The organism is Prevotella sp. TF12-30 (genome assembly GCF_003436715.1).
GTDB classification, from domain to species: domain Bacteria; phylum Bacteroidota; class Bacteroidia; order Bacteroidales; family Bacteroidaceae; genus Prevotella; species Prevotella copri_A.
The window spans coordinates 54,788-80,510 of record NZ_QSQJ01000004.1; the positions used below are offsets into that span (position 1 = coordinate 54,788).

General features: G+C 47.1%; 19 protein-coding genes. 14 read left to right on the top strand and 5 right to left on the bottom strand.

Annotated features, from left to right (window positions below; genetic code table 11):
• Positions 1-4: 4 nt before the first annotated feature.
• The 3 genes from DXD25_RS02850 to DXD25_RS02860 form a co-directional block, all read right to left on the bottom strand.
• The gene (locus tag DXD25_RS02850; protein ID WP_117661707.1) at positions 5-1,315 is read right to left on the bottom strand and encodes a Na+/H+ antiporter NhaC family protein; all 1,311 of its coding nucleotides are present in this window, start codon (positions 1,313-1,315) and stop codon (positions 5-7) included.
• A 16-nt stretch (positions 1,316-1,331) separates the two neighbouring features.
• On the bottom strand, positions 1,332-2,828 hold the full coding sequence (locus DXD25_RS02855) for a UxaA family hydrolase (RefSeq protein ID WP_117661708.1): 1,497 nt from the start codon (positions 2,826-2,828) through the stop codon (positions 1,332-1,334).
• Positions 2,829-2,891: 63 nt separating this feature from the next.
• Complete coding sequence (locus tag DXD25_RS02860; RefSeq protein WP_117661709.1) at positions 2,892-3,956, bottom strand: substrate-binding domain-containing protein; 1,065 nt, start codon at positions 3,954-3,956, stop codon at positions 2,892-2,894.
• A 424-nt stretch (positions 3,957-4,380) separates the two neighbouring features.
• On the opposite strand from DXD25_RS02860, the gene DXD25_RS02865 reads away from it, so the two are divergent.
• Genes DXD25_RS02865 through DXD25_RS02885 form a run of 5 tightly spaced genes read left to right on the top strand, consistent with a single transcriptional unit; the run spans position 4,381 to position 10,958 of the window.
• Positions 4,381-5,403, top strand: coding sequence for a sugar kinase (locus tag DXD25_RS02865; protein ID WP_117661710.1), 1,023 nt, complete (start codon positions 4,381-4,383; stop codon positions 5,401-5,403).
• A 36-nt stretch (positions 5,404-5,439) separates the two neighbouring features.
• On the top strand, positions 5,440-6,111 hold the full coding sequence (locus tag DXD25_RS02870) for a bifunctional 4-hydroxy-2-oxoglutarate aldolase/2-dehydro-3-deoxy-phosphogluconate aldolase (protein ID WP_117661711.1): 672 nt from the start codon (positions 5,440-5,442) through the stop codon (positions 6,109-6,111).
• Positions 6,112-6,116: 5 nt separating this feature from the next.
• Positions 6,117-9,647, top strand: a complete 3,531-nt coding sequence (locus DXD25_RS02875; protein WP_117661712.1) for a DUF5112 domain-containing protein — start codon at positions 6,117-6,119, stop codon at positions 9,645-9,647.
• On the top strand, positions 9,644-10,369 hold the full coding sequence (locus tag DXD25_RS02880) for a DUF5932 domain-containing protein (protein WP_089542569.1): 726 nt from the start codon (positions 9,644-9,646) through the stop codon (positions 10,367-10,369). Before DXD25_RS02875 ends, DXD25_RS02880 begins: the two co-directional genes overlap by 4 nt.
• A complete protein-coding gene (locus DXD25_RS02885) occupies positions 10,359-10,958 on the top strand; it encodes an AbgT family transporter (protein WP_117661713.1) in 600 nt (199 codons plus the stop codon). The genes DXD25_RS02880 and DXD25_RS02885 overlap by 11 nt, the downstream gene beginning before the upstream one ends.
• Positions 10,959-11,068: 110 nt before the next feature.
• On the opposite strand, the gene DXD25_RS02890 is transcribed toward DXD25_RS02885, so the two are convergent.
• Together DXD25_RS02890 and DXD25_RS02900 are read right to left on the bottom strand one after the other, a co-directional pair.
• Positions 11,069-12,013, bottom strand: a complete 945-nt coding sequence (locus tag DXD25_RS02890; protein ID WP_117661714.1) for a hypothetical protein — start codon at positions 12,011-12,013, stop codon at positions 11,069-11,071.
• A 259-nt stretch (positions 12,014-12,272) separates the two neighbouring features.
• Positions 12,273-13,493 carry a glycoside hydrolase family 27 protein gene (locus DXD25_RS02900; RefSeq protein ID WP_117661716.1) on the bottom strand — a complete coding sequence of 407 codons (1,221 nt, stop codon included), beginning with the start codon at positions 13,491-13,493 and terminating at the stop codon, positions 12,273-12,275.
• Positions 13,494-13,644: 151 nt separating this feature from the next.
• Between DXD25_RS02900 and DXD25_RS02905 the strand changes: the two genes are divergently transcribed.
• From DXD25_RS02905 to DXD25_RS02950, 9 genes are all read left to right on the top strand, one after another.
• Positions 13,645-14,742: an efflux RND transporter periplasmic adaptor subunit gene (locus tag DXD25_RS02905; protein WP_117661717.1), complete on the top strand. Its 1,098-nt coding sequence runs from the start codon at positions 13,645-13,647 to the stop codon at positions 14,740-14,742.
• An 18-nt stretch (positions 14,743-14,760) separates the two neighbouring features.
• On the top strand, positions 14,761-17,946 hold the full coding sequence (locus DXD25_RS02910) for an efflux RND transporter permease subunit (RefSeq protein ID WP_117661718.1): 3,186 nt from the start codon (positions 14,761-14,763) through the stop codon (positions 17,944-17,946).
• Between the two features lie 212 nt (positions 17,947-18,158).
• Positions 18,159-18,872: a UpxY family transcription antiterminator gene (locus tag DXD25_RS02915; RefSeq protein WP_117661719.1), complete on the top strand. Its 714-nt coding sequence runs from the start codon at positions 18,159-18,161 to the stop codon at positions 18,870-18,872.
• 52 nt (positions 18,873-18,924) lie between these two features.
• Positions 18,925-20,241 (top strand): DUF3575 domain-containing protein, encoded by a 1,317-nt coding sequence (locus DXD25_RS02920; protein ID WP_117661720.1) that lies wholly within the window; start codon positions 18,925-18,927, stop codon positions 20,239-20,241.
• A complete protein-coding gene (locus DXD25_RS02925) occupies positions 20,238-21,440 on the top strand; it encodes a hypothetical protein (protein ID WP_117661721.1) in 1,203 nt (400 codons plus the stop codon). Before DXD25_RS02920 ends, DXD25_RS02925 begins: the two co-directional genes overlap by 4 nt.
• Before the next feature lie 185 nt (positions 21,441-21,625).
• Entirely contained in the window at positions 21,626-22,246 is a 621-nt protein-coding gene (locus DXD25_RS02930) for a fimbrillin family protein (RefSeq protein ID WP_117661722.1), read from the top strand.
• Positions 22,247-22,487: 241 nt separating this feature from the next.
• On the top strand, positions 22,488-22,907 hold the full coding sequence (locus DXD25_RS02935; RefSeq protein ID WP_117661723.1) for a hypothetical protein: 420 nt from the start codon (positions 22,488-22,490) through the stop codon (positions 22,905-22,907).
• Positions 22,908-23,265: 358 nt separating this feature from the next.
• Entirely contained in the window at positions 23,266-24,453 is a 1,188-nt protein-coding gene (locus DXD25_RS02945) for a fimbrillin family protein (protein WP_147327828.1), read from the top strand.
• A gap of 84 nt (positions 24,454-24,537) precedes the next feature.
• Positions 24,538-25,704 (top strand): fimbrillin family protein, encoded by a 1,167-nt coding sequence (locus tag DXD25_RS02950; protein ID WP_117661726.1) that lies wholly within the window; start codon positions 24,538-24,540, stop codon positions 25,702-25,704.
• Positions 25,705-25,723: the final 19 nt, after the last annotated feature.

A 25,723-nucleotide genomic window follows, 5' to 3' on the forward strand; every position in this document is an offset into this window, starting at 1 on the left:
CATTCTAGCTGTATCGCTTCGGGTAACGAAATAGTATCGAAAACAGCGCAGCTATACCGATAGCCAGAGGATAATAGAGGTATGGAAGGATATCCATCGGACTCAGATTGGCAAGACCTGCTGCCAGAAGCATCTGTACTCCGTAAGGTATCAAGCCCTGAACCGTACAGGAGAAAGTATCGAGGATACTGGCTGCCTTGCGGTTGTCAACTCCAAACTTATCACCGATTTTCTTGGCTATATTGCCTACCGTGAGGATGGCAACCGTATTGTTGGCAGTGCATACATTGACCATGGAAACCAGTGCGGCAATAGACAGTTCGGCTCCTCGCTTGTTGCTGACGTGTGCCGTAATCTTGTCGATGATATAATTGATACCGCCATTCTCACGGATGATTTCGAGCATGCCACCCGCCATCATTGCGATGATGACCAGTTCGCCCATACCGATGATTCCGTTACCCATGGCTGAGAACCAGCCGAAGAGATCGTAACCTCCGGTAGCACCCAGGAGCTGACAGCTTATACCTATCACACCACAGAGCAATGTTCCCATCGTAAGAACCGCCATTACATTCATACCCGCCACAGCAGTGACAAGCACTACCAGATAAGGGACTACCTTGACATATTCTACCTCCGGAATATCAGTAGGTGCCTGCAGACCGATACCCATCACGGCATAGATAGCCAGTACTATTACGGCGGCAGGTACTACGATAAGAGAGTTGACACGGAACTTATCGCTCATCTTGCAATTCTGAGTCTGGGTAGCAACTACCGTGGTATCAGAGATAAAGGAGAGATTGTCTCCAAAGTAAGCTCCACCAACGATGATAGCTGTCATCATACCTGTATTAACGTCCATGGAGTGGGCGAGTCCCGCAGCTATCGGAACAAGTGCCACAACAGTACCTACACTTGTTCCGATGGATACGGAGATAAAGCAGGCTGCCAGAAACAGTCCCGGCAGAATCATACTTGCCGGAAGAATGCTGAGTGCAAGATTGACTGTTGCATCGACAGCTCCCATCGCCTTAGCCGAAGCTGCGAAGGAACCTGCCAATACATATATCCACAACATGAGCATCAGATTGTTGGCACCGGCACCCTTGCTATAGGTATCTACACGACTCTTGATGGGCATACCACCAGAAATCGCTATGGCATAGATACTGGAGATCATAAATGCCACGGTAAGCGACAAGTTAGTATCCTTATGACTGGCATCTACTGAATAGACGGTGAATGCCACGATGAGGACAATCAATAAAAACAATGGCGACAACGCCAACAATCCTTTCTTATTACTCATGTTTCTTTTTAAGTTATTACAATGTTACTCCATTCTTGAAAATGGAAATCTCACGATAGCCGTTGTACTCGTTGCGGGCTTCCTCGCCACTGGCAACTGCTATGATCTTATCGATGAACTTGTTTGCCAACTCCTTCATATCGGTGCCTTCAACCAGTTCTCCGGCATTGAAGTCAATCCAATTTGGCTTGTTCTGGGCAAGCTTGCTATTGGTTGAAATCTTCATGGTTGGAACGAATGTTCCGAATGGGGTACCACGACCCGTTGTGAAAAGCACAAGCTGACAGCCTGCTGAAGCCAATGCGGTTGCTGCCACGAGGTCATTGCCTGGTGCTGACAAGAGGTTCAGACCTGTTGTCTCCAAACGGTCACCATACTGCAGCACGCCACTGACAGGAGCACGACCGCACTTCTGGGTACAACCCAGTGCCTTATCTTCCAGAGTAGAGATACCACCTGCCTTGTTACCTGGAGAAGGATTCTCACCAACAGGCTCACCATGACTGAGGAAGTACTCCTTGAAATCATTGATGAGATGAACGGTCTTGTCGAAGAGTTCCTTGTTCTCACAACGGTTCATCAGAATAGTCTCAGCACCAAACATCTCAGGCACCTCGGTAAGGATGCTGGTTCCGCCCTGAGCAACCAACCAGTCTGAGAATTCACCAACGAGAGGGTTGGCAGTGATACCACTGAAGCCGTCAGAACCACCACACTTCAAACCTACGCGAAGCTTGCTTACCGGTACCTCCTCACGCTTATCCTCCTTAGCCTTGGCATAGAGATTACGGAGAATCTTCATTCCTTCTTCGATCTCATCACCCTCAACCTTCTGGGTTACCAGGAGCTTGATGCGATCCTGATCGTAATCGCCCAACATCTTCATGAAGTCGTCAGGCTGATTGTTCTCACAACCCAATGAGAGAACGAGAACAGCACCAGCGTTCGGATGCAGACAGATATCACGGAGAATCTTGCGGGTGTTCTCGTGGTCGCCGGAAAGCTGAGAGCAACCGAAATTATGATGCCAAGCGTGGATGGCATCAATGCCCTCACAGCCAGTCTCCTTCTTCAGGAGCTCTACGAGTTTCTCGGCAACACCATTCACGCAACCTACGGTTGGTACTACCCACACCTCGTTTCTTACACCTACTTCGCCATTCTTGCGTACATAGCCCTGGAAGGTACGTGATTCCTTGGCAATGTCCAACTGCTCATCTACTGGATTATAGGTATATTCCAGCGTACCGGCAAGGTTGGTCTTGAGATTGTTCTCATTCACCCATTCACCCTGCTTCAGATTCTGCTTGGCATGACCGATAGGGTAGCCATACTTGATGATGTTCTGTCCCTCGGCAGCATCATCGATGAGCACCTTATGACCAGCTGGAGTATCCTGCAAGAGAGTGATACTCTTGCCATCCACCTCGATAACCTCGCCCTTCTGCATAGGACGCAAACAAACCACTACCGAGTCGGCAGGGTTAATCTTGATAAAGCTTGATAGTTTCATTCTGTAGTTTTGTTTTTGTTTATTTATCATTTATAATTCTATTCTTGTCTCTTCATTTCCGCCTTAGATCTGCGTCCTGCGGTAGAAATCGATATTCTCCTTCATCAGCAGCTCAATAGGCATGTAATTCACCGGATTCACCTTCTTCTTGAGAACGATGGCACGGAAGAGGGTATCCACGCAATAGTAGCCCTGCATATAGGCATGCTGTGCGATGAGGAACGAGATACTGCCCTCGCGAAGACATTTTGCATTCTTGCCCACCATATCATAACCCATGATCTGTACATCACGACGATTGGACTTAAGGAGATAATCTCCCACGATATGCGCCTTCGATGTCATTGTTATGCAATGATGTGTAGCAGGATGTTCATCAAAGTACTGACCCAGCATCTTCTGGTACTCGTTGCGGGTTCCATTGAGCGGAAGATCAAGCACATTGATGACAATCTGTGGGAAATGATCGTGCATATAATGACGGAATCCCACCTCACGGTTATCCTGCTGCTTGCTGACCACATGGCCATCCTTGGTCTGTCTCATCAGCATCACTTCTTTCTCATTGCCCGCAAGCATCATCAGCATCTTAGCTGCAAAGTAGCCAGAGCAGAACGAATCCTGTCCATAGAAGGAGAGAGGGCGCAAGTCTGGCATATAAGAATCGAGCAGGATAAATGGAATACCCTTTTGATGCAACTGGTCTGTAAAACCACGTGTCACTTCCAAAGATGATGGTACTATGATAACACCTTCCGGATTGGCATCAAGAATCTCTTGTGAAACAGCCTTGAAAGAATCCTCACTGGAACGCTCGTAGAATCGAATCTCTAAATCGATATGGAAATCCCGGCGCTGGTCTTCGCACTTTCGGGCACCTTCTTCTATCTCTTCCCAATAGGCTTCCGATTCATGCTTCGGTATCAGAAGATGAAAAGTATAAGCCTTGTTGTATGCCAATGCACTGGCATACATATTAGGTTGATAATTCATTTCCTTGAGCGCTTGTTCCACCTTCTCACGAGCCGGCTTCGACACGTTCGGGCGGTCGTGGAGCACACGGTCCACTGTTCCTACAGATACGCCTGCTCTTTCGGCGATATCTTTGATTCTGATTCTTTCGGCCATTGTTTTTAAGTTTATGGTTTGAGCACATCGCACGCACATTATTATATAGTAGGAGACTTTTATCTAGAAAGACGACAGCGTTCCTTTCATAACTGTGCGCACAAACTGTGCTTTTTTACTATGTTTTGTTGAACTCTGGTTTGTGTGCGGTCACACCATCAGCATTCGGGCGCAAATATACAACATTTTTTTGAATTGTGCGAATGCACAGCTCTTTTTTTGCACAAAAATCGAAAAAAAAGGAGAAAAAAAGGGGAAAAGTGAGAAAAATACGAAAAAATAGGGCGATAAATGAAAAAAACTGCGATTAAATTTTGGTATTCGAGAAATTATAGCTATTTTTGCCAACGGTTACGGACAACTACAACAAAATTGTCTATTAGTAAACAAACAATAAAAACAAAGAAATTAAAACTATCAAACAATGGCAAAGATTGTAACATTAGGCGAGATTATGCTTCGTTTGTCACCAGAAGGCAACGATCGTTTCATCCAGAGTGAGTCACTTCGCATCATCCCTGGTGGTGGTGAGGCTAACGTTGCTGTTAGCCTTGCTAACTATGGTCACGATGCATATTTCGTATCAAAGTTGCCAAAGCACGAGATTGGCCAGATTGCAGTAAATGGTCTTCGTCGTTACGGCGTCAATACTGAGTTTATCGCCCGCGGTGGTGATAGAGTAGGTCTCTACTATGCAGAGACAGGTGCTTCTATGCGCCCATCTAAGGTTATCTACGACCGTGCTCACAGCGCTATCGCAGAGGCTGATCCTTCTGATTTCGACTTTGACAAGATAATGGAGGGTGCTCAGTGGTTCCACTGGAGCGGAATTACTCCTGCTATCAGCGATAAGGCTGCAGAATTGACCAAGTTGGCTTGTGAGGCTGCTAAGCGTCATGGCGTAACAGTATCTGTTGACCTCAACTTCCGCAAGAAGCTCTGGACATCAGAGAAGGCTATCTCTGTGATGCGCCCATTGATGCAGTATGTAGATGTTTGCATCGGTAACGAGGAAGATGCTCAGCTTTGCCTGGGCTTCAAGCCTGATGCTGACGTAGAAGGCGGCAAGACTGATGCTGAGGGTTACTATGGCATCTTCAAGGGTATGATGGAAGAGTTCGGCTTCAAGTATGTCGTTTCTACGCTCCGTGAGTCTCTTTCTGCTACTCATAATGGCTGGAAGGCTCTTATCTATGATGGTAAGGAGTTCTATCAGAGCAAGCACTACGATATCAACCCTATTATCGACCGCGTAGGTGGTGGTGACTCTTTCTCTGGCGGTTTGATCCATGGTCTCCTGACTAAGGAGACTCAGGGCGAGGCACTTGAGTTCGCTGTTGCTGCTTCTGCATTGAAGCACACTATCCCTGGCGACTTCAACTTGGTTTCTGTTGACGAGGTTGAGAGCCTTGCTGGCGGTAACGCTAATGGTCGTGTACAGCGATAACACTTAACATTAAACATTTAACATTAAAACAAAAAGATGGCAAAGTTTAGCAAAATGCAGGTCATGGCAGCTATGAAAGAGACTGGTATGGTTCCTGTATTCTTCAATAAAGATATCGAAATCTGCAAGAACGTGATCAAGGCATGCTACGAGGGTGGCGTTCGCGTATTTGAATTCACCAACCGTGGCGATTTCGCTCACGAGATTTTCGGTGAGTTGGTAAAGTGGGCTGATAAGGAGTGCCCAGAGATGATCTTGGGTGCTGGTACTGTGGTTGATGCTGGTACAGCTTCCTTGTATCTCCAGTTGGGTGCAAACTTCATCGTTGGTCCTAACTTCAACCCTGACATTGCTCCAGTATGTAACCGTCGTTTGGTGCCTTATTCACCAGGTTGTGGTTCTGTAACAGAGATCAACAATGCTCAGGCAGCAGGTTGCGATGTAACCAAGGTATTCCCTGCAGGTAATGTAGGTGGTCCTTCATTCGTTAAGAATGTAATGGCACCATTGCGTTGGAGCAACATCATGGTAACAGGTGCAGTAGAGCCAACAGAGGAGAACCTTACTCCTTGGATCAAGGCAGGTGTTCTCTGTGTAGGTATGGGTTCTAAGCTCTTCCCTAAGGAGACTGTTGCTGCAGCAGATTGGGCTGCCATCACAGCCAAGTGCCAGGAAGCTTTGGGCTACATTGCTAAGGCACGTGCATAATCAGAATGCATAAAAGATTTCATCATATTTATGGCATCGCCATCATCTGTATGATGGTGGCGATGTTTGTTTTTTCAGCTTGTTCGCCATCGCATAAGGGCGAAGTAGATGAGCTGAATTATCTTTCTTATGCGCTTCACTATCGTAACCTTGATTCTACTAAAGTATTGGCAGAGAAGGCTTTGACTCTTTCCGAAGACTATCCTGCCGGATATGCGGAGGCTTGCAATAACCTGGCTTTTGTGGCTATTGCCAAGATGGATTACCATACTGCCAAGCAATGGCTTGACAAGGTAAACGAACGCAGTGACAACCAGATAGAACTCCTTATTGCCGACGTTCAGAATATGCGACTCTGTCAGCGTGAGGCCCGCAACAAGGATTTCTACAGCTTTAGAGAAAAAGCCATCCGTAAACTGCGAAGAATCGGTGAGGAAATAGATAACCTTCCTCTTCGGGAGCGTCAGCGCGCCATTTATGCGAAGAGTGAGTTTGATATCGTTGCTGCCACCTATTTTTATTATGTACAGCTAGACAAGCCGATGCTCAATGCGCTGGCAGATCTTGACCCGGATGAAGTGGAACAGGATACGGCACAGTATCTCAACTATCTTTATAATATGGGAGCTGGTGGCGCCATCACTCATGGCACCCCACAGGAAATCTGTCAGGCGGAATTTGATATGCTCATTCGCCTCTACTTTTTGGCAAGTGGCAGCAATCCTTATCCATACTGGCAGGCAAACGCACTGCAATCTATCAGCGAACATATTCAGGATCCGGAACAGCGTGATTTCCTGGTAAAAAACAATCTGCCGGCTTTCCAGTATCTCAATGTTGAACAGATGCCTTTGGAACTTCTGGCAGGAAACTTTGCGCAACGCGCACTCAATATCTTTTCTGAATATGGAGACGTTTACCAGACGGCAGGAGCATACCGCACACTGGCAGAATGCTACTGGCAGATCAAGGATTATAAATCGGCAGGCGATTGCCTGAATAGGGCACTCAACCAGAACAGAGCCATCCAGCAGGCACCCGACCTGGTGGCATCTATCCGGGAAAGACTCAGCCTGGTTTATTCCGCCATCGATGATAAGCCGGAAAGCGATTACAACCGCAATATTTACCTCGATTTGCAGGAGCAGAGCCGACAAGACAGGCAGTTAGAAGCGCGTGCCACTCAGTTGGACAACAACGCCGTCCAGCTGAACACGATGATTGCTGCGGTAATCTTTATGATAGTCCTGGTTATGATCTTGCTCTATGTATTCGACAGAATGAAGCGCCGCAATACCAAGGAAAGTTCTGTAGAATCCCTGCTGATACCTTTACATGAATGGGAAGAACAGAACATACAGCATATCAATTCGTTATCAGAAAAGCATGAAGAATTGGAAGAAGCCAAGAATATGGTCCAGCTTCATATATCTGACAATAGACGCCGCAACCTGGAACAGCGTGCCAAGCTTTCTTTGGTCAATAGCATCACCCCGTTTATCGACCGTATGATCCATGAGGTAGATAGGCTGATGAAGGGTGATGATCCTGAAGAAGTGAAACAGGAGCGATATACCTATATCTCAGAGTTGACAGACAAGATCAACCAATATAATTCGATTCTCACCGATTGGATACAGATGCGCCAGGGAGCCATCAATCTCCGCATTGAGAGTTTCCCGCTCCAGCCACTTTTCGATATTGTTGCCAAGGGAAAAATGAGTTTTCAAATGCGTGGGGTCAAACTGACCGTACAGCCTACAGATGCCACGGTAAAGGCAGACCGTACGCTGACACTATTCATGATTAACACCATCGCCGACAACGCCAGGAAGTTTACACCTGCAGGAGGTGAGGTCGTGGTTAGTGCCAAGAGCCATCAGGCATTTGTAGAAATATCTGTAGAAGATACGGGAAAAGGTATGGATGAAGAAACACTGGAGCATATCTTCGACCGCACCTATACCGGCGGACATGGATTCGGATTGCTCAACTGTAAGGGCATCATCGATAAGTACAAGAAAATCAGTTCGCTTTTCTCTCCTTGTAATATTCAGGCAGAGAGTGAGCCTGGAAAGGGTAGTAGGTTCACTTTCCGACTGCCTTGCGGTATTCGGAAAATGCAAATGATACTGATGCTTGCCTTGATGCTGATAGGTTGTAATATCCCATCTGCCGTACAGGGAAGCATCCGGAATAAGGTCTCTATGCACAGAACTGACAAGCACAGAACTGACAGGCACAGGGGCAATAAGCAGACATCGCGATTGCTGCAAAAAGCAGCATCCTATGCCGATAGTGCCTATTTCAGTAATATCAATGGTACCTACGAGCGGACCCTGGCTATGGCAGATTCGTCTCGCAGCTATCTCAACCGATACTATCTGACATTGAATCCTGATGGGAAATATCTGATGGTGGCACATCCCATGAAAGGAACCGCTGCCGAAATCCAATGGCTGCACGACAGTTTGCCAACCAACTACGAGATCATACTCGATATCCGTAATGAGAGTGCCGTGGCAGCGTTGGCGCTCCACAAATGGGAACTATACGATAGTAACAACAAGGTATATACACAGCTTTTCCGTGAACGGAGTGCGGATAATTCGCTCGATAACTACGTAAGAACCATGCAGACTTCAGAAAACTCGAAGGCGGTAGCCATCGTCTTGCTGATTATCCTGCTGTTACAATTGCCACTGGCATACTATCTGCTATACTATCGCCACATCCTCCGTTATCGCTATGCCGTAGAAAAGATCAATGGCATCAACAAGGTGTTGCTCAGTGGTGATTCCAACACGGATAAGCTGAAACAGATTACCGGAATCTGGACTCCATCCGGCAGCAATAACATACGTAACGTTCAGCTTTTTCCTCAGCTCAACAAGGTGGTGGAACGTATCTCGCAGGCACTGAAGCAAAGCATTGATATGCAGCAGAATGAGGCTACGAATATAGAAATGGCTGAAGACGAACTGCATCGTGCCGAGTATGAAAACGGAAAGTTGCACATTGCCAATTCCGTACTCGATAACTGTCTCTCTACGCTCAAGCACGAAACGATGTATTACCCATCGCGAATCAGACAGCTTATCGACAGTACACCTGAGGATGTTACTTCCCTGCAGGAGTTGGTGGATTACTACAAGGCAATATATACGATGCTCAGCGCACAGGCAATGGAGCAGGTGGAAGGAACCGTGAAATGCGACGCAGACTTGCTGGCATATCTCAGGAAACTGATCACTGGCGGAGTGAAGAACTTCACTTATCAGGAAGCAGCCGCATCATCCGCCTATGTCACCTGCCAGTATATTCTTCCAGATATTCCATTTGACGCAACTCGGCATCCACATCTTTTCACACCGCTCACCTGCGATATGAAATATCTGGTGGCACGCCAGATTGTGAGAGAAATAGGGGAGGCAACCAACCTGCGTGGCTGCGGCATTCTTGCCAAGCCGTCATCAGACGGCAAACTCATGATAGAAATTGTTTTACCTGAAAAAATAATAAAGACAAAGATATGAATAAATTTAAGGTTATTATAGTAGAAGATGTGCCTCTGGAATTGAAAGGCACAGAAGGAATCTTCAAGAACGACATACCCGAAGCTGAAATCATCGGCACTGCGGATAGTGAAATCGCTTATTGGAAACTCATCAAACAGCAAAAGCCAGACCTTGTACTGCTTGATCTTGGCCTGGGTGGCTCCACCACTGTTGGAGTAGAAATTTGCCGTAGCACGAAGGAACAGTATCCTGATGTGAAGGTCCTGATCTTTACCGGTGAGATTCTCAACGAGAAGTTATGGGTAGATGTACTCGATGCAGGCTGTGAAGGCATCATCCTCAAGAGCGGAGAATTGCTGACCCGTGGTGACGTGGCTTCCTGCATGAGTGGAAAGAAACTGGTTTTCAACCAGCCGATTCTCCAGAAAATCGTTGATAGATTCAAGCAGAGCGTAGGAAGCCAGCTGATGCATCAGGAGGCGATGATCAATTACGAGATTGATGAGTACGACGAGCGATTCCTCCGCCATCTCGCCCTGGGTTATACCAAGGAGCAGATCACGAACCTGCGAGGTATGCCATTCGGAGTGAAGAGTCTGGAAAAGCGGCAGAATGAACTCGTACAGAAGCTCTTCCCTGATGGAAATAATGGCATGAGCGTGAATGCGACCCGACTCGTGGTACGCGCCTGCGAGTTACGCATCATCGATATTGATAATTTGCAGGCTGATGAAGAATAGTCATACATTCAGCAGGATATGTGGCTATGCCATGTTCCTGCTGATACTGGCACAGATCGTACTGGTGCTGGCTTCCTGGCTCATCACTGCCGCTATGCCCGATGTCTTTCCCCGGTCATTGCTCAGCCCGGAAGGTATCCGATGGTTCTTCGGCACTTTCACCGCCAACCTGCAGTCACCTTGGCTGGTATGGCTATTGCTGATCAGCATTGCCTGGGGAACGCTACGGGCTAGCGGCTTGTTAAACTACGACCATAAGGTTTACCGACAGCGCAATGCCTTGCGGTTGGTTTGCCTGGAATTCGTCCTGTTTATCGGTGTGATGCTGTTGCTCACGCTCATCCCTCATGCCATCCTGCTCAATGTAATGGGAGGATATGCCTCCAGCAGTTTTTCCAGAAGCATCTTGCCCTATATCTGTTTTATGGTCATTGTCATGGCACAGTCTTTCGGCGTAGTCAGCCAAAGACTGAACAGTATTGAGGCAATGGGAGAGGCAATGGCGGATGGGGTACGCCTGTCAGCTCCTCTCTTTATCATCTATATACTTGTCATTCAATTATATAGTTCTGTAGATTATCTTTTTTGATGATCTTTGATAGTACATCAATTCATCATACTAAAAAATCAAAGGGGCATCCCAATCACTTGGAATGTCCCTTCTTTTGGTATATATTTGGTTTGATAAATTGGTCTTAACTATCTTCTGCCACCGAATGATCCGCCGCCATTATTGCTCTTGCTACGGAAAGAACCACCTCCAAAGGAACTGCGGGCACCATTGCTGCCTCCGCCAAAGGAACGGCTTCCACTGTTGAATGAACGGCTGTTATTCAACGAATTGCCGCCACGGTTTCCGCCGAAAGATCCCCTGCTTGGAGTACTGGAACGTGGTGTGAAACCATTATTAAACGAACGGCTGTTGTTGGTAGAGCCACTGCCGAATCCGCTTCGGTTATAACCTCCGAAAGAACCACCGCCACGGACACCACTTCCAAAGGTAGCATTATTTTGGCGACTGTTGCCGATAGAATGATCACGTGTAACCGTAGTTCTTGTACTGCTCTGACGATTGAGGTTACCGAACGTCTTGCCACGACCATAATCGCCACGGTTGAATCCATCACGCATACCGAATCTTGGTTCCTGACCTCGAACACCGATAGGGCGCGGACCGCCGAATTCACGTCCGTGATACCAGCTTCTGCCACCATTCATTCTCCAGCTGTGTCCACCACGATATACAGCATAGAAATGAGGTCTTCCGAAGAAGAAGTAATCTCTGCGTGGGTAGCGTGCATAGATGCCGAAGTGGAAGTAACCACCATCCCAGTAAAGAGGACGGTAGAAATAGCTTGCGGCACAGAATGAGCGATACTGCCAATCCAGAAGGATATAGCTCAAGTCGAGATTACGCTGACGCCAATAGATGCCGTAGAGATCGTCGTAGGTATCTACGCCCATCAGATAGTCGAGGTTCACCTCATAGGCTGCCTCATACTGATCATCTGTCAGATTCAGCTCGTAAGCCATCTTGTCTGTCAGAAACAGAGCCTGCTGGCGAGCCTGTTCATAACTCATTGCTGATGCAGAAGTGAATGTCATCATGAACATTGCTACTAGTGCTATGATTAACTTCTTCATAATCTTATCTTATTTTATATGTTAAACTTCCATTTTCCAGGAAACCATCAGATTCCAGAATCATCGTCAATTCCGTCATCTTTCTGATTTCTGCTGCAAAGATAAGGCGATTTATGGAGGTATAGTAAGGATTTTCCCTAAACCGATAGAGGAATTTCCCTAAACGATGCTTTTCATAACCACTATTTATCATAACGTCCCTTAAAAGTAAAAAAGTAGGGGCTCTCTTCATACTTAGAAAGAGAGCCCAACTTATAGCTTATTTCAATACAAACACCTTGGTTTCGTGAGCTTTCACGGTGCCTTTCCATCTGTTTGCCTTCTTAGCAATGTCGCGATGCTGCCATACATCTCTTACCAGATACTTGCCGTTTAAGCCCAACTGCTTGAAATCTGCCTGAATAGACTTATCTTTATCACCACAGTTAAGAATGGCAACGGCATGAGAACCATTTGCCAAAGGACGAACATAAATCTGATGATCAGCCTGATTTACCTTGCGCTCAGCAGCCTTGCCCAACGGATCCTGATCAATGGCGATGATTTCCTTGTTCAGGAGAATGCGCTTATCCTCAGCAGAAAGCTTTCTGAGGTCGTTGCTCAATGCCAGTACTGATGACATCATGCACCACATACTCATCTGGGTCTGATACTCAGTATAGCTGCAGCCAACTCCACCCAGATCACTGGATGGTCCGCCCTTGCCATTCAATCCCACAACCAGCATATCCATATCAGGCCACTGTCCGTGGCGAACATCCTTGGCGAGCGGTGCTGTGATATTCACGATATCGAGAATACCCATACCGCCTTGCTTCACGATATCTTTCCACATATCTCTTACATCATAGCTGGTTCTCCAGAGCGAACCGCCTACCTGCTCGCACCATTCTTCGCAGTTGCGCTGTCCCCATTCGCAGATACCTAGAACGATGTTTCTACCCGACTTGCTCAAAGCCTGAGCCATCGCATGATAGCGTTTACGGGCTGTGGCACTGTCCTCCGGAGCATTGCAGTAGTCATATTTCAGATAGTCGATACCCCATGAAGCAAAGGTGCGGGCATCCTGCTCCTCGAAACCATAACTGGCTGTCCATCCACCGCAGGTAAGCTGGGCTGCATCTGAATAGATACCCAACTTCAATCCCTTGGAGTGAACATAGTCGGCAAGCGCCTTGATACCATTCGGGAACTTCTTTGGGTCTGGAATGATGTTATTATGGCGGTCACGACCTCCCTGCCACAAGTCATCTATAAAGATGTATTCGTAACCGGCATCGCGGAAACCATGTTCTACCATGGCATCGGCAGTTTCCTTGATCAGCTGTTCACTGATGTCACCTTTAAAGAGGTTCCATGTCATCCATCCCATAGGAGGAGTTTTTGCTAATTGGTTGCGCTCCAGCAGCGTTTCGCTTTTCTGGGCAAAAGAAGATGTTGCCAATAAGGCAGCAAAAGCAATAGATAAGATTTTCTTCATATTGAATTTTAATTATATGGTTTATTCCAATATGCAAAGGTACATCTTTTTTCTAAAAAAACGTTAGTTCTTAAACATATTTAATACTTTGTTCCCCTTACATTCGCCATTATTTCATACCTTTGCAAAAAAATAACAAAAAGAAGAAGATATGAAAAAGAAAGATGGTATGACAGGATGGCTCATGAAATGCAGTAGCAGCTGTCTGATATTCATGGGATGCAGTCTGATGATTACGGGATTCTGCCTGCTGTTGACAGGATGTACGGAAAAAGCCAGGAAGATGGAAAAGAAGAATATCAAGGTGGAAACAATCTCTGTAGGAAATACAAACCTGGGGGGAACGAAAGACTATGTGGGTACCATCGAGGAAAAGATGGGATCAACACTCAGTTTCGAAATCGCCGGAAATATCACTTCCATCCGTGTAGATGAGGGTGACAGAGTCAGCAAGGGCCAGTTGCTTGCCACCATCAACCCTACTACCGTGAAGGAGGCTCACCGGGCTACCCTCACCACCCTGAAGCAGGCAGAAGATGCCTACAGGAGATTCCTGCCCCTCCATCAGTCGGGAACCATCTCGGATATGAAATGGGTGGAGATAGAAAGTAAACTGGAGCAGGCGAAGGCTGCCGAAAGCATCGCCCGTCAGCAACTCTCCCACTCCACACTCACCGCTCCGTTTTCTGGCGTCATCGCTGCCAAGAATGTGGATATGGGAACCTACGTGCTTCCTGGTCAGCCCGTGCTGAAACTCGCCAATGTGGCTCAGGTCAACGCCAAGGTTTCCGTACCCGAAGCAGAAATCTCGCATCTCCACGTAGGCGACAAGGTAAAGCTGACGGTTGCCGCTCTTTCCGGAGCCGTCTTCTATGGAACCATCTCAGAAAAAGGCATCGATGCCAACCCTATCTCGCATACCTACGACATCAAGGTGGGCATCACCAATCCGCAGGGTCGCCTGCTCCCGGGTATGGTCTGCAACGCCCAGATTCAGGGCAGCGCAGCAGCACCGGCTCATATCATCGTTCCGCCGCAAAGCGTTGAATTGGATGTAGATAACTCCCGATTCGTTTGGACCGTAGTAAACGGCAAGGCGCACCAGCAACCTGTAACCATAGGCGATTTCGAGGGAGACGGCATCATCATTCTCTCGGGACTTCATACTGGCGACCAGGTCATCATCAATGGTCAGCAGAAGGTATCAGAAGGTATGAAGGTGGATACCGGAAAGAGTAACAACCGATAAATTGTGGAGGGAAAAGATATGAATCAAGACAAAAATCAAGATACAAACAAGCCGAGGATTCCGCAGAAGGACACCGCCCTTCACGACCATATCAAGGCTCGCATTACGAGAAAACCCAACCGCATCATCAAGCGTTCGTTCATCGAATCGGCGATGTGCAACCATAATATCGTGATGCTCCTCATGGGTATGCTCGTTTTCGTGGGCATTCTGGGCATCTGCATCATGCCTAAGCAGGAAATGCCGCAATTCACCATCCGCCAGGGTGCCTGCGTTGCCGTATATCCCGGTGCCACATCCGATGAGGTGGAAGAACGGGTAGCGAAACCGCTGGAGAATTTCATCTTCGGATACAAGGAAGTAAACAAGAAGAAGACCTACACCCAGAGCAAGGACGGCATGCTGATCGTATTTCTGGAACTCAACGATGATGTAGAAGACAGGGATGCCTTCTGGAGCAAGTTCAAGCACGGACTGCAGGTCTTCAAGGCATCACTCCCATCAGGCGTTCTCGCCCTGCAAGCTGTGGACGACATCGCCGATACCTCTGCCCTGCTCATCACGATGGAGAGCAAGCAGAAAACCTATCGGGAACTGAACACCTACATCGACCGGTTGAAGGACCGCCTGCGCCGCATCGATGCCATCTCCAACCTCCGCACCTACGGACTGGAGAACGAACAGATCAGTATCTATCTGGACCAGAACAAGTTGGCGAAATACGGCATCGGTTCCTACAAGGTACTCAACCAGCTCGCCCTACAGGGCTTCACCACCATGAGTGGAAACCTGGAGCTGGGCAACCTCAACCTGCCCATCCACATCACCGACTCCTACAACAACGAGCGCGATGTGGCAGAGCAGATTGTCTATTCCGACCCCAAGGGCAACATTGTGCGGCTGAAGGATATTGCCCAGATCAGGAGAGAATATCCCAAATTGAGCAAATACATCAAGAGCAATGGCAACAAATGCGTGCTCCTCTCCATCGAGATGCGACCGGGCAATGATATCGTGAAGATGGGAAAAGACGTTCACCAGGCGATGGATGAGTTTGAGCAGACCCTGCCCGATGATGTGCATATCAATACCATCACCGACCAGAGCAAGGTAGTGAGCGAATCAGTGCTCAACTTCCTTCGCGAACTGCTCATCTCGGTCATCTCCGTCATCATCGTGGTCATCCTGCTTATGCCACGCCGCGTGGCAGAGGTATCCGCCCTCAGCATCCCGATCACCATCTTCTCTTCGGTGGGTATCTTCTATCTTTTCGGTATGGAACTGAACACCGTCACCCTGGCAGCCCTCATCGTAACCCTGGGTATGGTGGTGGATGATTCCGTTGTCATTATCGACAACTATATGGAGAAGCTGGGGCACGGCATGTCGCGCTGGCACGCAGCCATCGCTGCCCCACGCGAGTTTTTCATGTCAGTACTCTCCGCCACGCTCAGTATCTCGCTCACCTTCTTCCCGTTCCTCTTCACCATGCATGGTGATATGGGCGATTTCGTCAAGTCGTTCCCTTGGGCGATGTTCATCATCCTGAGCATCTCGCTCACGGTTTCGCTGCTGCTTACACCTTATTTACAATATAGGGTGATTCATCAGGGCATCAGCAGTCAGCCTACTCCCAACGCCCGGAAGAAACCGCTCGATTATCTGCAGATGGGTTACACCTGGCTGTTGAAGCACTGTTTCGCCAGTCCTCGCATCACCCTCATCGTGGGCGTGGTGCTGGTAAGCATCGGTGCCGTCATCTTCGTGAATCTTCCGCAGCGAATGATGCCTATTGCCGAGAGAAACCAGTTTGCCGTGGAGTTCTATCTTCCTAACGGAACCACAGCCGATAGAACTGCACAGGTAGCTGATTCGATGGCTCACGTCCTGCAGCGCGACTCGCAGGTAACGGCGGTAACCACGTTTATCGGACAGGGTTCGCCCCGTTTCCATACCACCTACGCTCCGCAGATTGGAGGTCCCAACTTTGCCCAGTTCATCGTGAATACAGTAGATAACGGTGCCACCGAAGAGGTACTCGACCGATATGCCGACCGCTACTCCAACTACTTCCCGGATTGCTACATCCGCTTCAAGCAGATGGATTACAACAATGCCAGCTACCCTATCGAAGTAAGAGTGAGCGGCGACAGCATCAGCGATCTGAAGGCTGCCGCCAGGAAGATAGCTGCCTGCATGCATCAGATAGAAGGTATCAATCTGATCCGCACCAATTTCGAGGAGCCGTTGCCAGGCATCCGGGTTACGCCGGATGCTACCGAGGCCAACCGCCTGGGTGTGAACAAGACGCTGCTCTCTGCCGATCTTGCCATTCATTTTGGCGATGGCATTCCGATGTCCACCCTCTGGGAAGGCGATTATCCGGTGAAGATGGTACTGAAGTCGGAGAACGACAGCGACCTTGCCAACGAATACATCCCTGTGATGGGCGGAACATCGAGTGTGCCGCTCCGTCAGCTGGCTAAGATTTCTCCCGACTGGCACGATGGCTGCATCGTCCGACGCAATGGCATACGCACCATTTCCATCGTCGGTGAACCGTTGAGAGGTTATAATGCCAACCAGTTGTCCAACAAGCTGAAAGAGGAAATATCGAAACTCCCGCTCGGTACCGATCTGGATTGGGAGATTGGCGGTATGGCAGAAAAGGATGGTGAAACCATGCCACAGGTGATATCGGGAGTGCTGATAGCGGTATTGATCATCTTCTTCATTCTGCTCTTCCATTTCAAGCGCATCAGTCTGGCTCTGGTGAATCTCTCCTCCATGTCGCTCTGCATCTTCGGTGCTGCGATAGGACTTCTGATTACCGGCTTCGATGTCAGCATCACCTGCATTCTGGGTGTCGTGAGTCTGATGGGTATTCTGGTAAGAAACGGTATCATCATGCTCGATTATGCCGAGGAACTTCGCCGCGACAAGGGTCTTTCGGTAAGAGATGCCGCCTTCCAGGCTGGTGAGCGCCGTATGCGTCCTATCTTCCTCACCTCGGCTGCAGCTTCGGTAGGCGTATTGCCGATGATGATAGAGAACAACACATTGTGGTCTCCGATGGGAGCCGTCATCTTCTTCGGTACCCTCATCTCGATGGTGCTCATCGCCACCATCCTTCCTGTGCTCTATTGGATTGTATTCGATAAGCACGGCAAGTATAGCTTGAGGAAAAAGACATCCTGTGAATAAGCAGAAGGTACAGTATCAGAAAGTACAAATTCAAGAGTTGAAAAGCTTCCAGTTCATTCGCTGAAAGCTTTCCAACTCTTAAAAATAATTAAACCAAGTATGTAGTTTGAACTTTTTTCAAAAAATATGTTCTATTTTAGAAAAAATAGTGTATATTTGCATCCGTATTTCCCGGGTTCTGTCTAGAATAGGTAAATACATTCAGATATATAATGGTTACAGAACAGATATCGGACAAGGAAAGCACCGCAGAAAACGGTATTTCTCCTGCTTGCGTTGGACTTGCCTCCAGCGTCCTCCCCGAAGCTCAAGCCATAGAATCGGCAGAGAGCTCAGATACAGGGGTGTCCACCAACTATATCCAGACGGCAAGTCCGCCAGGACTTCACTGGTATGCACTGCGAACCACCTACGGAAGAGAGCAGAAAGCATACGATTATCTGGTGGCAAAAGGCATCACAGCCTTTTACCCTACCGTACGTAGAATCAAGGAAGTAAGGGGACAGCGAAAACTGGTTGTAGAATCACGCATACCGAACATCTTCTTCGCTCAGGCAACAGAAGAAGAAATGCAGAGATATGTATATGATAATGTGAACCTCCCCTATCTCCGTTTCTATTACCGCCATTATCACGAAGGAAGCAGGATAACGAAAGTCCCACTCATCGTTCCCGACAGAGAGATGGATAGTCTGAAGATCATCTGTGAATCAGAAGCAGATGACATTCTGATGATTCCGGAAGAAGTAACAAAGTTCAAGACCGGACAACTGGTCCGTGTCATAGAAGGTAAATTCAAGGGTGTGATTGGAAGAGTGGCACGCTATCAGGGTCAGCAGCGTGTAGCAGTCGCCATCGAAGATTCACTCACCATTGCGACAGCCTATCTGCCAAGTGCCTTCCTTCAATATATCGAAGAAATATAAAATGATTTATCAACCTCTATTATTATAGGTGAAAACCTCGATTTAAGTAAAATTGAAACCAATTATTCAGATACTTTTCGTGTTTTTAGGATATAACTTGAATGCTTCTGCCCAGGTAAAGACTACCGACAGCACATTCATCCACGATTCCCGCCCTATCATCCCCTTTGTTGTCGGAAAGAAAGACATCGAGGCACAGGATAGGAAATGGATTCTCCAGACACTCATTCCGAAACTGCAGGCATTAGGCGATAGCGGCATCATCCTCGGACGTGCTTCTTCATCACCTGAAGGGTCATTGTATATCAATACCCGACTCGCCCAAGCCCGAAAGAATTCGATGAATGCCCTGCTCAGAAGCTACGGCATCCAGGCAGACCGCATCCGATATGATGTGGCCCCGATGGATTTTGCCCTTTTGCGCACCCTGCTGAGACTGGAACACGATGCCTACTATCCTACCCTGGATTCCTTGTTCAACAGGTATGGCAACAAAGTTCTGCAACTCAAGGAGGCTGCCATCCGCCAGGATCAAGGCAAGTTCTGGCTGCATCTCTATCACAACTATTTCCCGAGATTGCGCTCCGTGAGAATCATGGCAATCAACAAGTCGCTTGCCCGCACAGAGAAACCGCAGATGGATATGCTGATATCCTCCATCCAGAGCCCTATCCTATCCCTCGATTCGATGATGCCGAAGCAGGAAATCAGTCCTCTCTCTTCTATCGCAAGAACATACCGCAGGGAATTGCTCAGCATCAAGACCAATCTGCTCTTCGATCTAGCTTATATGCCGGGCTACAACCGCTTTTGTCCCATCCCGAATGTGGCTATAGAATATTATCCGATTCACGGACATTTCACCTATGGCGCCAGTTTCGACGGTCCCTGGTGGAAGAACTACGATGCCCACAAGTATTTCCAGTTGCGCAACTACCAGTTGCACGCCCGCTATTATCTGCAAAGCGGCGACGTAGCTCTGCGCCAACCGGGCAAAGGAGCCGCCTTCAAGGGCTTTTACCTCAGTTCTTACGCGCACGCGTACCTATATAATATATGCTTCGACGAGAACAGGGGCTGGGAAGGCGAAGGATGGGGAGCCGGATTGGGATTCGGATATGTGCTGCCGCTCGACCGGAAGGAGCACTGGCGAATGGAGTTCGGACTTCAGGCTGGTTATCTCAATACCCGATACGATCCTTACCAGTGGCGCTGCCCGGTGGATCCCGGTACCGACATCGACCGCTATTATTATAAATGGTATGGTGATGCCAAGGATTTCAGGAAGCGACAGCATTCCTACACCTGGATAGGTCCTACCCGCGTAGAAGTTACATTGAGTTACGATATAATTTATCGACGCAAATGAAAGAGATCAATAAAATAAGATATGTACCCCTTTGCCTGGTTCTCGGTTGCGTAGCGATGATGAGTTGCCAGCGCGATCCGATGCTCTACCTCCACGAAGAAGGCAAGGATCTGACGATAGAGATTCCGATCGTGAACTTCGACCTGCCCGTTATCTGGGATTACCAACTGGAATACGGTGTGGAATACGACTGGAAGGCGGAATGGAAATACCAATGGGATGCCACCGATGAAATGCTCTTCGGAAAACTGGGCTATACGGAACCATCCGTCTTCAATATCCGCCGCTATTTCACAGGCGATACGCCCAAGGGTCCGCACGGTTCTCCCTACAAGCATACCATCTCAGAGCGTTATCTCTCCGCCAGCTACGAGTATGGCTACTGGGACATTCTGGCTTGGACGGATATTCACACCTCCGATGGCATCCAGAGCGTAACCATCGATGAGAGTTCGAACGATGAGGTGACTGCCTATACCAATGAGACGATGGTTTCGGCACCTCATTACAGCACCCGATTCACCAGAGCCTTCTATCAGCCGGAAGAGTTTTTCGCAGGATATGAAAGGGCAATCAATATCAACAAGAATCTGGACGGCTTCGTCTTTGATGCCGACCGCAACTGTTGGGTGAGGAATCTCACGATGAGTCTGCAGCCGATGACGTATATCTATCTCATGCAGGTAATCCTTCACCACAACAATCGCAACGGTCGTATCATCACCGCCATCGACGGCAATGCGAATCTCAGCGGAATGGCCCGTTCGGTAGTATTAAATACAGGTGTGACGGGATCTGATGCCATCACGGTGAATTTTGATATGCGTCTTAAGAAGGATCAGGCAATGCAGGATGGAACGAAATGTGATATCGTAGGAGGCAAGGTTGTTACCTTTGGTATTCCTAAGATCAACCCGAGCAGTCTGAGCACCCGTTCCTACGCTGAATCGCTGAAGGCAGTGGGAAAGGCGGATCTGAACAACCGGCATTATTTTGATGTCACGATGCAGTTCAACAATGGTAAGGATTCCACCTTTGTCTTCGATGTCACCGACAAGGTGAGGAAGCTCTATCGCGGTGGTGTGATTACCATAGAACTGGATATGGATACAATTCCCGTTCCGAATCGAAATGGCGGTTCCGGTTTCGATGCCGTGGTCAAGGATTTCGAGGAGAAACAATGGGAGTTTGATATGTAGAAAGAAGGAAAATGATAAAGATAAAGATGATAATGTCTTGAAGATCAAGATGATGTTTCAGCAATAGAGATGATGTCTTATTGATGAAAAAGATGATGTCTTTAGATGATGATAATAATGAAACGGATAAATTATTAATAATAAGAACTTATTTTTTGATAAACAATTAAAGAAAGATATTGAGTATGAAAAGAATTTTATTTTGTACAGCCATTGCAGCCGTAGCTCTTACCAGCTGTTCAAGTGATGATTTCCTCGGCGATGTTCCAGGAAACAACCCTAGTGCCGTAACGGCAAAAGAGATTAGCTTCAGCGGGGAAGCGGGAAAGACTAGCCGCGGAACTCGTGCAGGAGAAGATAAAACTAAAGATGATGCAGCAACTGCTCTCAGCAACAATTTTATCGTATTTGGCACTAAGAAAGTTAATGGTGCAAATACCATTGTTTATGACCACTATAATGTTAATTACAAAGATAACAACTGGGTATATGCAGGCGTAACATCAAATAGCTTGAATAATACGAAAGGTAATCAAGCTTTGAAATTTTGGGATTATTCAGCTACTCAGTACGATTTTGTAGCATTCTCTTTGGGAGGCAAGGAGATTGGTAAAGAATCCGGGAAGATTAAAGTTGAGCGAATTACAGATAATGATAATCCAACTTATACTCTTTCTGGTAAAATATCAGACCTTCAAGGTTGCTTTATCGCAGACAAAATGTCTGTTACAAGTAAAGATTACGGAAAAGCAGTACAATTTAACATTCCGTTCAACTGGAACCAAAGTAGGTGTAAGCATATATGAAACCATACCAGGTTATTCAATCAAGGAGATAAAGTTCTATACAAAGGATGGTTCTACAGCCACTAGCAATACCCCTATCCTTTATGCTTCAACAGAATGCATTCCGGTCAATGATGCGACCGGAACTTTAAAAGTTGAATTTAATAAAGTTGGAGGTGCAGTAACAACTTTAACTCACGATGAAAGTACTGAAACAACTAGCAAAATTTCTTCCATCACATTTGACCAATTTGCATTAAATATGCCTGCAGAAGATAAGGAAACCACAAATACTGAAGATAAATATATCGGTAGAACTTCAAATGATGCTACATCAACAAATGAGATTGCTGTTACAACATGTAAAGTTATCGGCGGACTTTCAATGAAGGCAGACTATACCCTGATTGCTACAGATGGTTCAGGTGAAACAATTACCGTAACAGGCGCAAGCGTAAATGTACCAGAAGTTTATACGGATTGGAAGCCAAACTTCATCTATAACTATATTTTCAAGATTACAGAGAAAACAAATGGTTCAACAGGTGGTACAGGTGGTATAGCAGGTCTGAAGCCTATCGTCTTTGATGCTATCGTAACAGAGAATGAAGATGGCTCCCAGATAACAGAAACCACCTTCAAAGATGACGGAACAAGTGAGACAACTGTCATCAGAAAATAAACGACAGAACTTTCGCATATCAGGAAGTTTAAGGAGTTAAAGAAGTTAGATGCTGTGCCATAAGTTCTGACAATGCCCCGCCAGGCGTCCCGGCGGATTTGAAATCCGCCGTAAAATAAGGTTCGACCTATAAACAACGGGGGATTTGTAATCCCCCAATAAAAAGGAAAGCATACTCCTTTGCTGCGGATTGCAAATCCGCAGAGCCGAAATAGGTTAGGACATTTTTTAACGCCGGATTGCAAATCCAGCGGGACGCCTAGCGGGGGTTAGGATTGCAAATCCGGCGGAACGCCAATTTTAATATAATAAGAATTTTATTCAGTGAATGCATAATCATAAAATACTAATTATTTTTATGGCTTTATGCCTGTTGTCCTGCTCCCATTCGGGGCAGGACGACCCGTTTATACCAGGTTCTTCTGAATCTGGTATTGCCTTTGGTGGAAATAGCGGAAAATGGCAGGAGGCTGGATCCCGGGCTTGCGCTCAGACTGGGTCTCGGGCTGGCGATGGAGAAACGGGACTGGAAACATTGTTTTCTTCTTTTAGAGTCTGGGGATATAAAACGAAAACTGATGCACTTCGAGAGGGTGGAAATGGAACTGATGGACATCAAGAGGATGGAAACGGAACTGCTGCCATCCAAAAGGTGATGGAGGGATATCTGGTTGATTGGAATGCAACTGATAAAGCCTGGGAGTATATCGGGAAACAAAATTCATTCCTCAATCTCACCCAAACCATCAAATACTGGGATTACTCCGCTAGCAGTTATCGTTTTATGGCTTATGCCTATAATAAAGAGACTAAAGAAGTAGACGCTTCTACAGATGCCAATTTCAACAATACCACATTCCGCATTCCTTATGCTTTCAGTAATGATGCCACCAGTACCACTACCCCTTATATTTCTGAACTTTGGGAATCCAATAACCAATCTACAGGTCAAAACAAGTATGGCGATCAGGTGAAACTTACCTTTGCCCCTCTCATCGCAAAGGTACGATTCAAGTTCAAATATGCGGAAGGTCAGGTACCCCAAATCACGGATATCTCCTTCAAGGATTCACGATGGCAGAAAGATGCAACAGGAAAAAACTGGCAATGGACAGCTGCCAATGAAGCAAAAACCCCAATCGGGGGAACCATCGTTATATCCTATCCCCTTTCCGAAAACAATACACAAGTTTTAAAATCATGGGAAAATACTAAAGTGGGACCCCTCGAACTCACCATTCCCTACGAGGAAGAAACCGATCCCATCCATCAAACTTCCACATACCAGAAATGGTATTATATGCCTCCGATGGATATCGCAGACTATAAACAAGGCTCCTATACCATTACGGCGAAAGTGAATGGCAACCCGGTATCTGCCACCGTTGGCAGCGAATATACCCAGTGGAAGGCAGGCTGCCAATATACATATACCTTCAAGATATCTGAAACCAATACCAGTATATCTTTCGCAGAAGTACAGGTAGAGCAATGGAAAGAAAATGGCGTTTTGGATAACAACGGAAACGGCACGAAAGATTGGTAATGTCTTTGTCGTAAAGCGCAAGACATTTGTCCCTCTAACTTTTCTAACTTCCCTTAACTTCCATAAAAACAATATCATTCAGCAATGAAGAAATCGAATTCTATAATTAGCAGCATCGCACTCCTTGCAGGTCTCTCGGCTTGCAGCAGTAACGATATGCCCGTTCAGCATTCCGATCAATACGATAACATCACGTTCACGGTAGAGACCCAGAAAGTCGCTACCCGAGCCAATGAGTACGAGACATACGACCCCGACCTGCATCCGCAGCAGATGGGAGTATTCGGATATCAGGCAAATTCCCAGACTTCGGATCATACTTTACTCAATGACTTCAACAACCAACAGGTAACTTACGATAAGTCTCAAGGTACCTGGGGATATGGCACCCCGAAGAAATGGGAAGACTACCAGGAGGCACGCTTCTTCGATTTCCTTGCCTATATGCCTTACCGTGACAATTCTGCCAATTCGGAAAAACAGGCAAGCATCACGACTCAAAGCGATGCAGCCAAGCAAAGGGAGACCTATACCCTCTCCATACCCTACACCCCTACCACATACGCATCCACTTCAACCACCACCTCCGCTTCACCCTTCGTCTTCGATTCCAAGAGCGCCCCAATCATCTGCGCCTTGCCGGAGCATAGAGAGGTGAAGGATGAGAAAGGCAACAAGAAGAGCTTCGACCATACCATCCGATTCAAGTTCGACCAGACCCTCATCGGATACAAGCTCCTCTTTAAGCTCGATCCACAGATGGGAGCCATCCGACAGTTCAATATCAAAAAAGTCCAGATAACAGGTGAAATCCCTACCTCCTGCACCATCACCCGAAATTTCACCTATGATAAGACCAAGCAAGAATGGACTGCCGGAGGAATACAATGGACAGGCATCACGCTTCAAACCTTCACGAACGACAATCCTGTCATCATCCCATTCAAGGAAACCGTGGTAACACCCACAGATTATGCACAATGGGGCGGAACCTTCTATACCATTCCCTATGCAGCCTTCGAGCCAACCATTCAGGTTACCTACGATGTAGAAATGAAAGCGCAGGATGGAACCACCATCGTTACAAGAAAAGATGTAACATCCTCTATCGTTCTGAACAAAAGCAACTTCGGTAGCTTCAATTCGAGTGCTACTGCAACCATATATCCTATCCGCATCCTCATCCAACCACGCTATCTCTACGTACTGACCGACCAGGATGCTTATACAGGACACCTGCTGATTGATTAATAACAAAAAGAAGTAAAAG

Coding starts and splice junctions, on each gene's coding strand:
- DXD25_RS02850 (WP_117661707.1), bottom strand. CDS start 1,315: ATGAGTAATAAGAAAGGATTGTTGGCGTTGTCGCCATTGTTTTTATTG.
- DXD25_RS02855 (WP_117661708.1), bottom strand. CDS start 2,828: ATGAAACTATCAAGCTTTATCAAGATTAACCCTGCCGACTCGGTAGTG.
- DXD25_RS02860 (WP_117661709.1), bottom strand. CDS start 3,956: ATGGCCGAAAGAATCAGAATCAAAGATATCGCCGAAAGAGCAGGCGTA.
- DXD25_RS02865 (WP_117661710.1), top strand. CDS start 4,381: ATGGCAAAGATTGTAACATTAGGCGAGATTATGCTTCGTTTGTCACCA.
- DXD25_RS02870 (WP_117661711.1), top strand. CDS start 5,440: ATGGCAAAGTTTAGCAAAATGCAGGTCATGGCAGCTATGAAAGAGACT.
- DXD25_RS02875 (WP_117661712.1), top strand. CDS start 6,117: ATGCATAAAAGATTTCATCATATTTATGGCATCGCCATCATCTGTATG.
- DXD25_RS02880 (WP_089542569.1), top strand. CDS start 9,644: ATGAATAAATTTAAGGTTATTATAGTAGAAGATGTGCCTCTGGAATTG.
- DXD25_RS02885 (WP_117661713.1), top strand. CDS start 10,359: ATGAAGAATAGTCATACATTCAGCAGGATATGTGGCTATGCCATGTTC.
- DXD25_RS02890 (WP_117661714.1), bottom strand. CDS start 12,013: ATGAAGAAGTTAATCATAGCACTAGTAGCAATGTTCATGATGACATTC.
- DXD25_RS02900 (WP_117661716.1), bottom strand. CDS start 13,493: ATGAAGAAAATCTTATCTATTGCTTTTGCTGCCTTATTGGCAACATCT.
- DXD25_RS02905 (WP_117661717.1), top strand. CDS start 13,645: ATGAAAAAGAAAGATGGTATGACAGGATGGCTCATGAAATGCAGTAGC.
- DXD25_RS02910 (WP_117661718.1), top strand. CDS start 14,761: ATGAATCAAGACAAAAATCAAGATACAAACAAGCCGAGGATTCCGCAG.
- DXD25_RS02915 (WP_117661719.1), top strand. CDS start 18,159: ATGGTTACAGAACAGATATCGGACAAGGAAAGCACCGCAGAAAACGGT.
- DXD25_RS02925 (WP_117661721.1), top strand. CDS start 20,238: ATGAAAGAGATCAATAAAATAAGATATGTACCCCTTTGCCTGGTTCTC.
- DXD25_RS02930 (WP_117661722.1), top strand. CDS start 21,626: ATGAAAAGAATTTTATTTTGTACAGCCATTGCAGCCGTAGCTCTTACC.
- DXD25_RS02935 (WP_117661723.1), top strand. CDS start 22,488: ATGCCTGCAGAAGATAAGGAAACCACAAATACTGAAGATAAATATATC.
- DXD25_RS02945 (WP_147327828.1), top strand. CDS start 23,266: ATGGCTTTATGCCTGTTGTCCTGCTCCCATTCGGGGCAGGACGACCCG.
- DXD25_RS02950 (WP_117661726.1), top strand. CDS start 24,538: ATGAAGAAATCGAATTCTATAATTAGCAGCATCGCACTCCTTGCAGGT.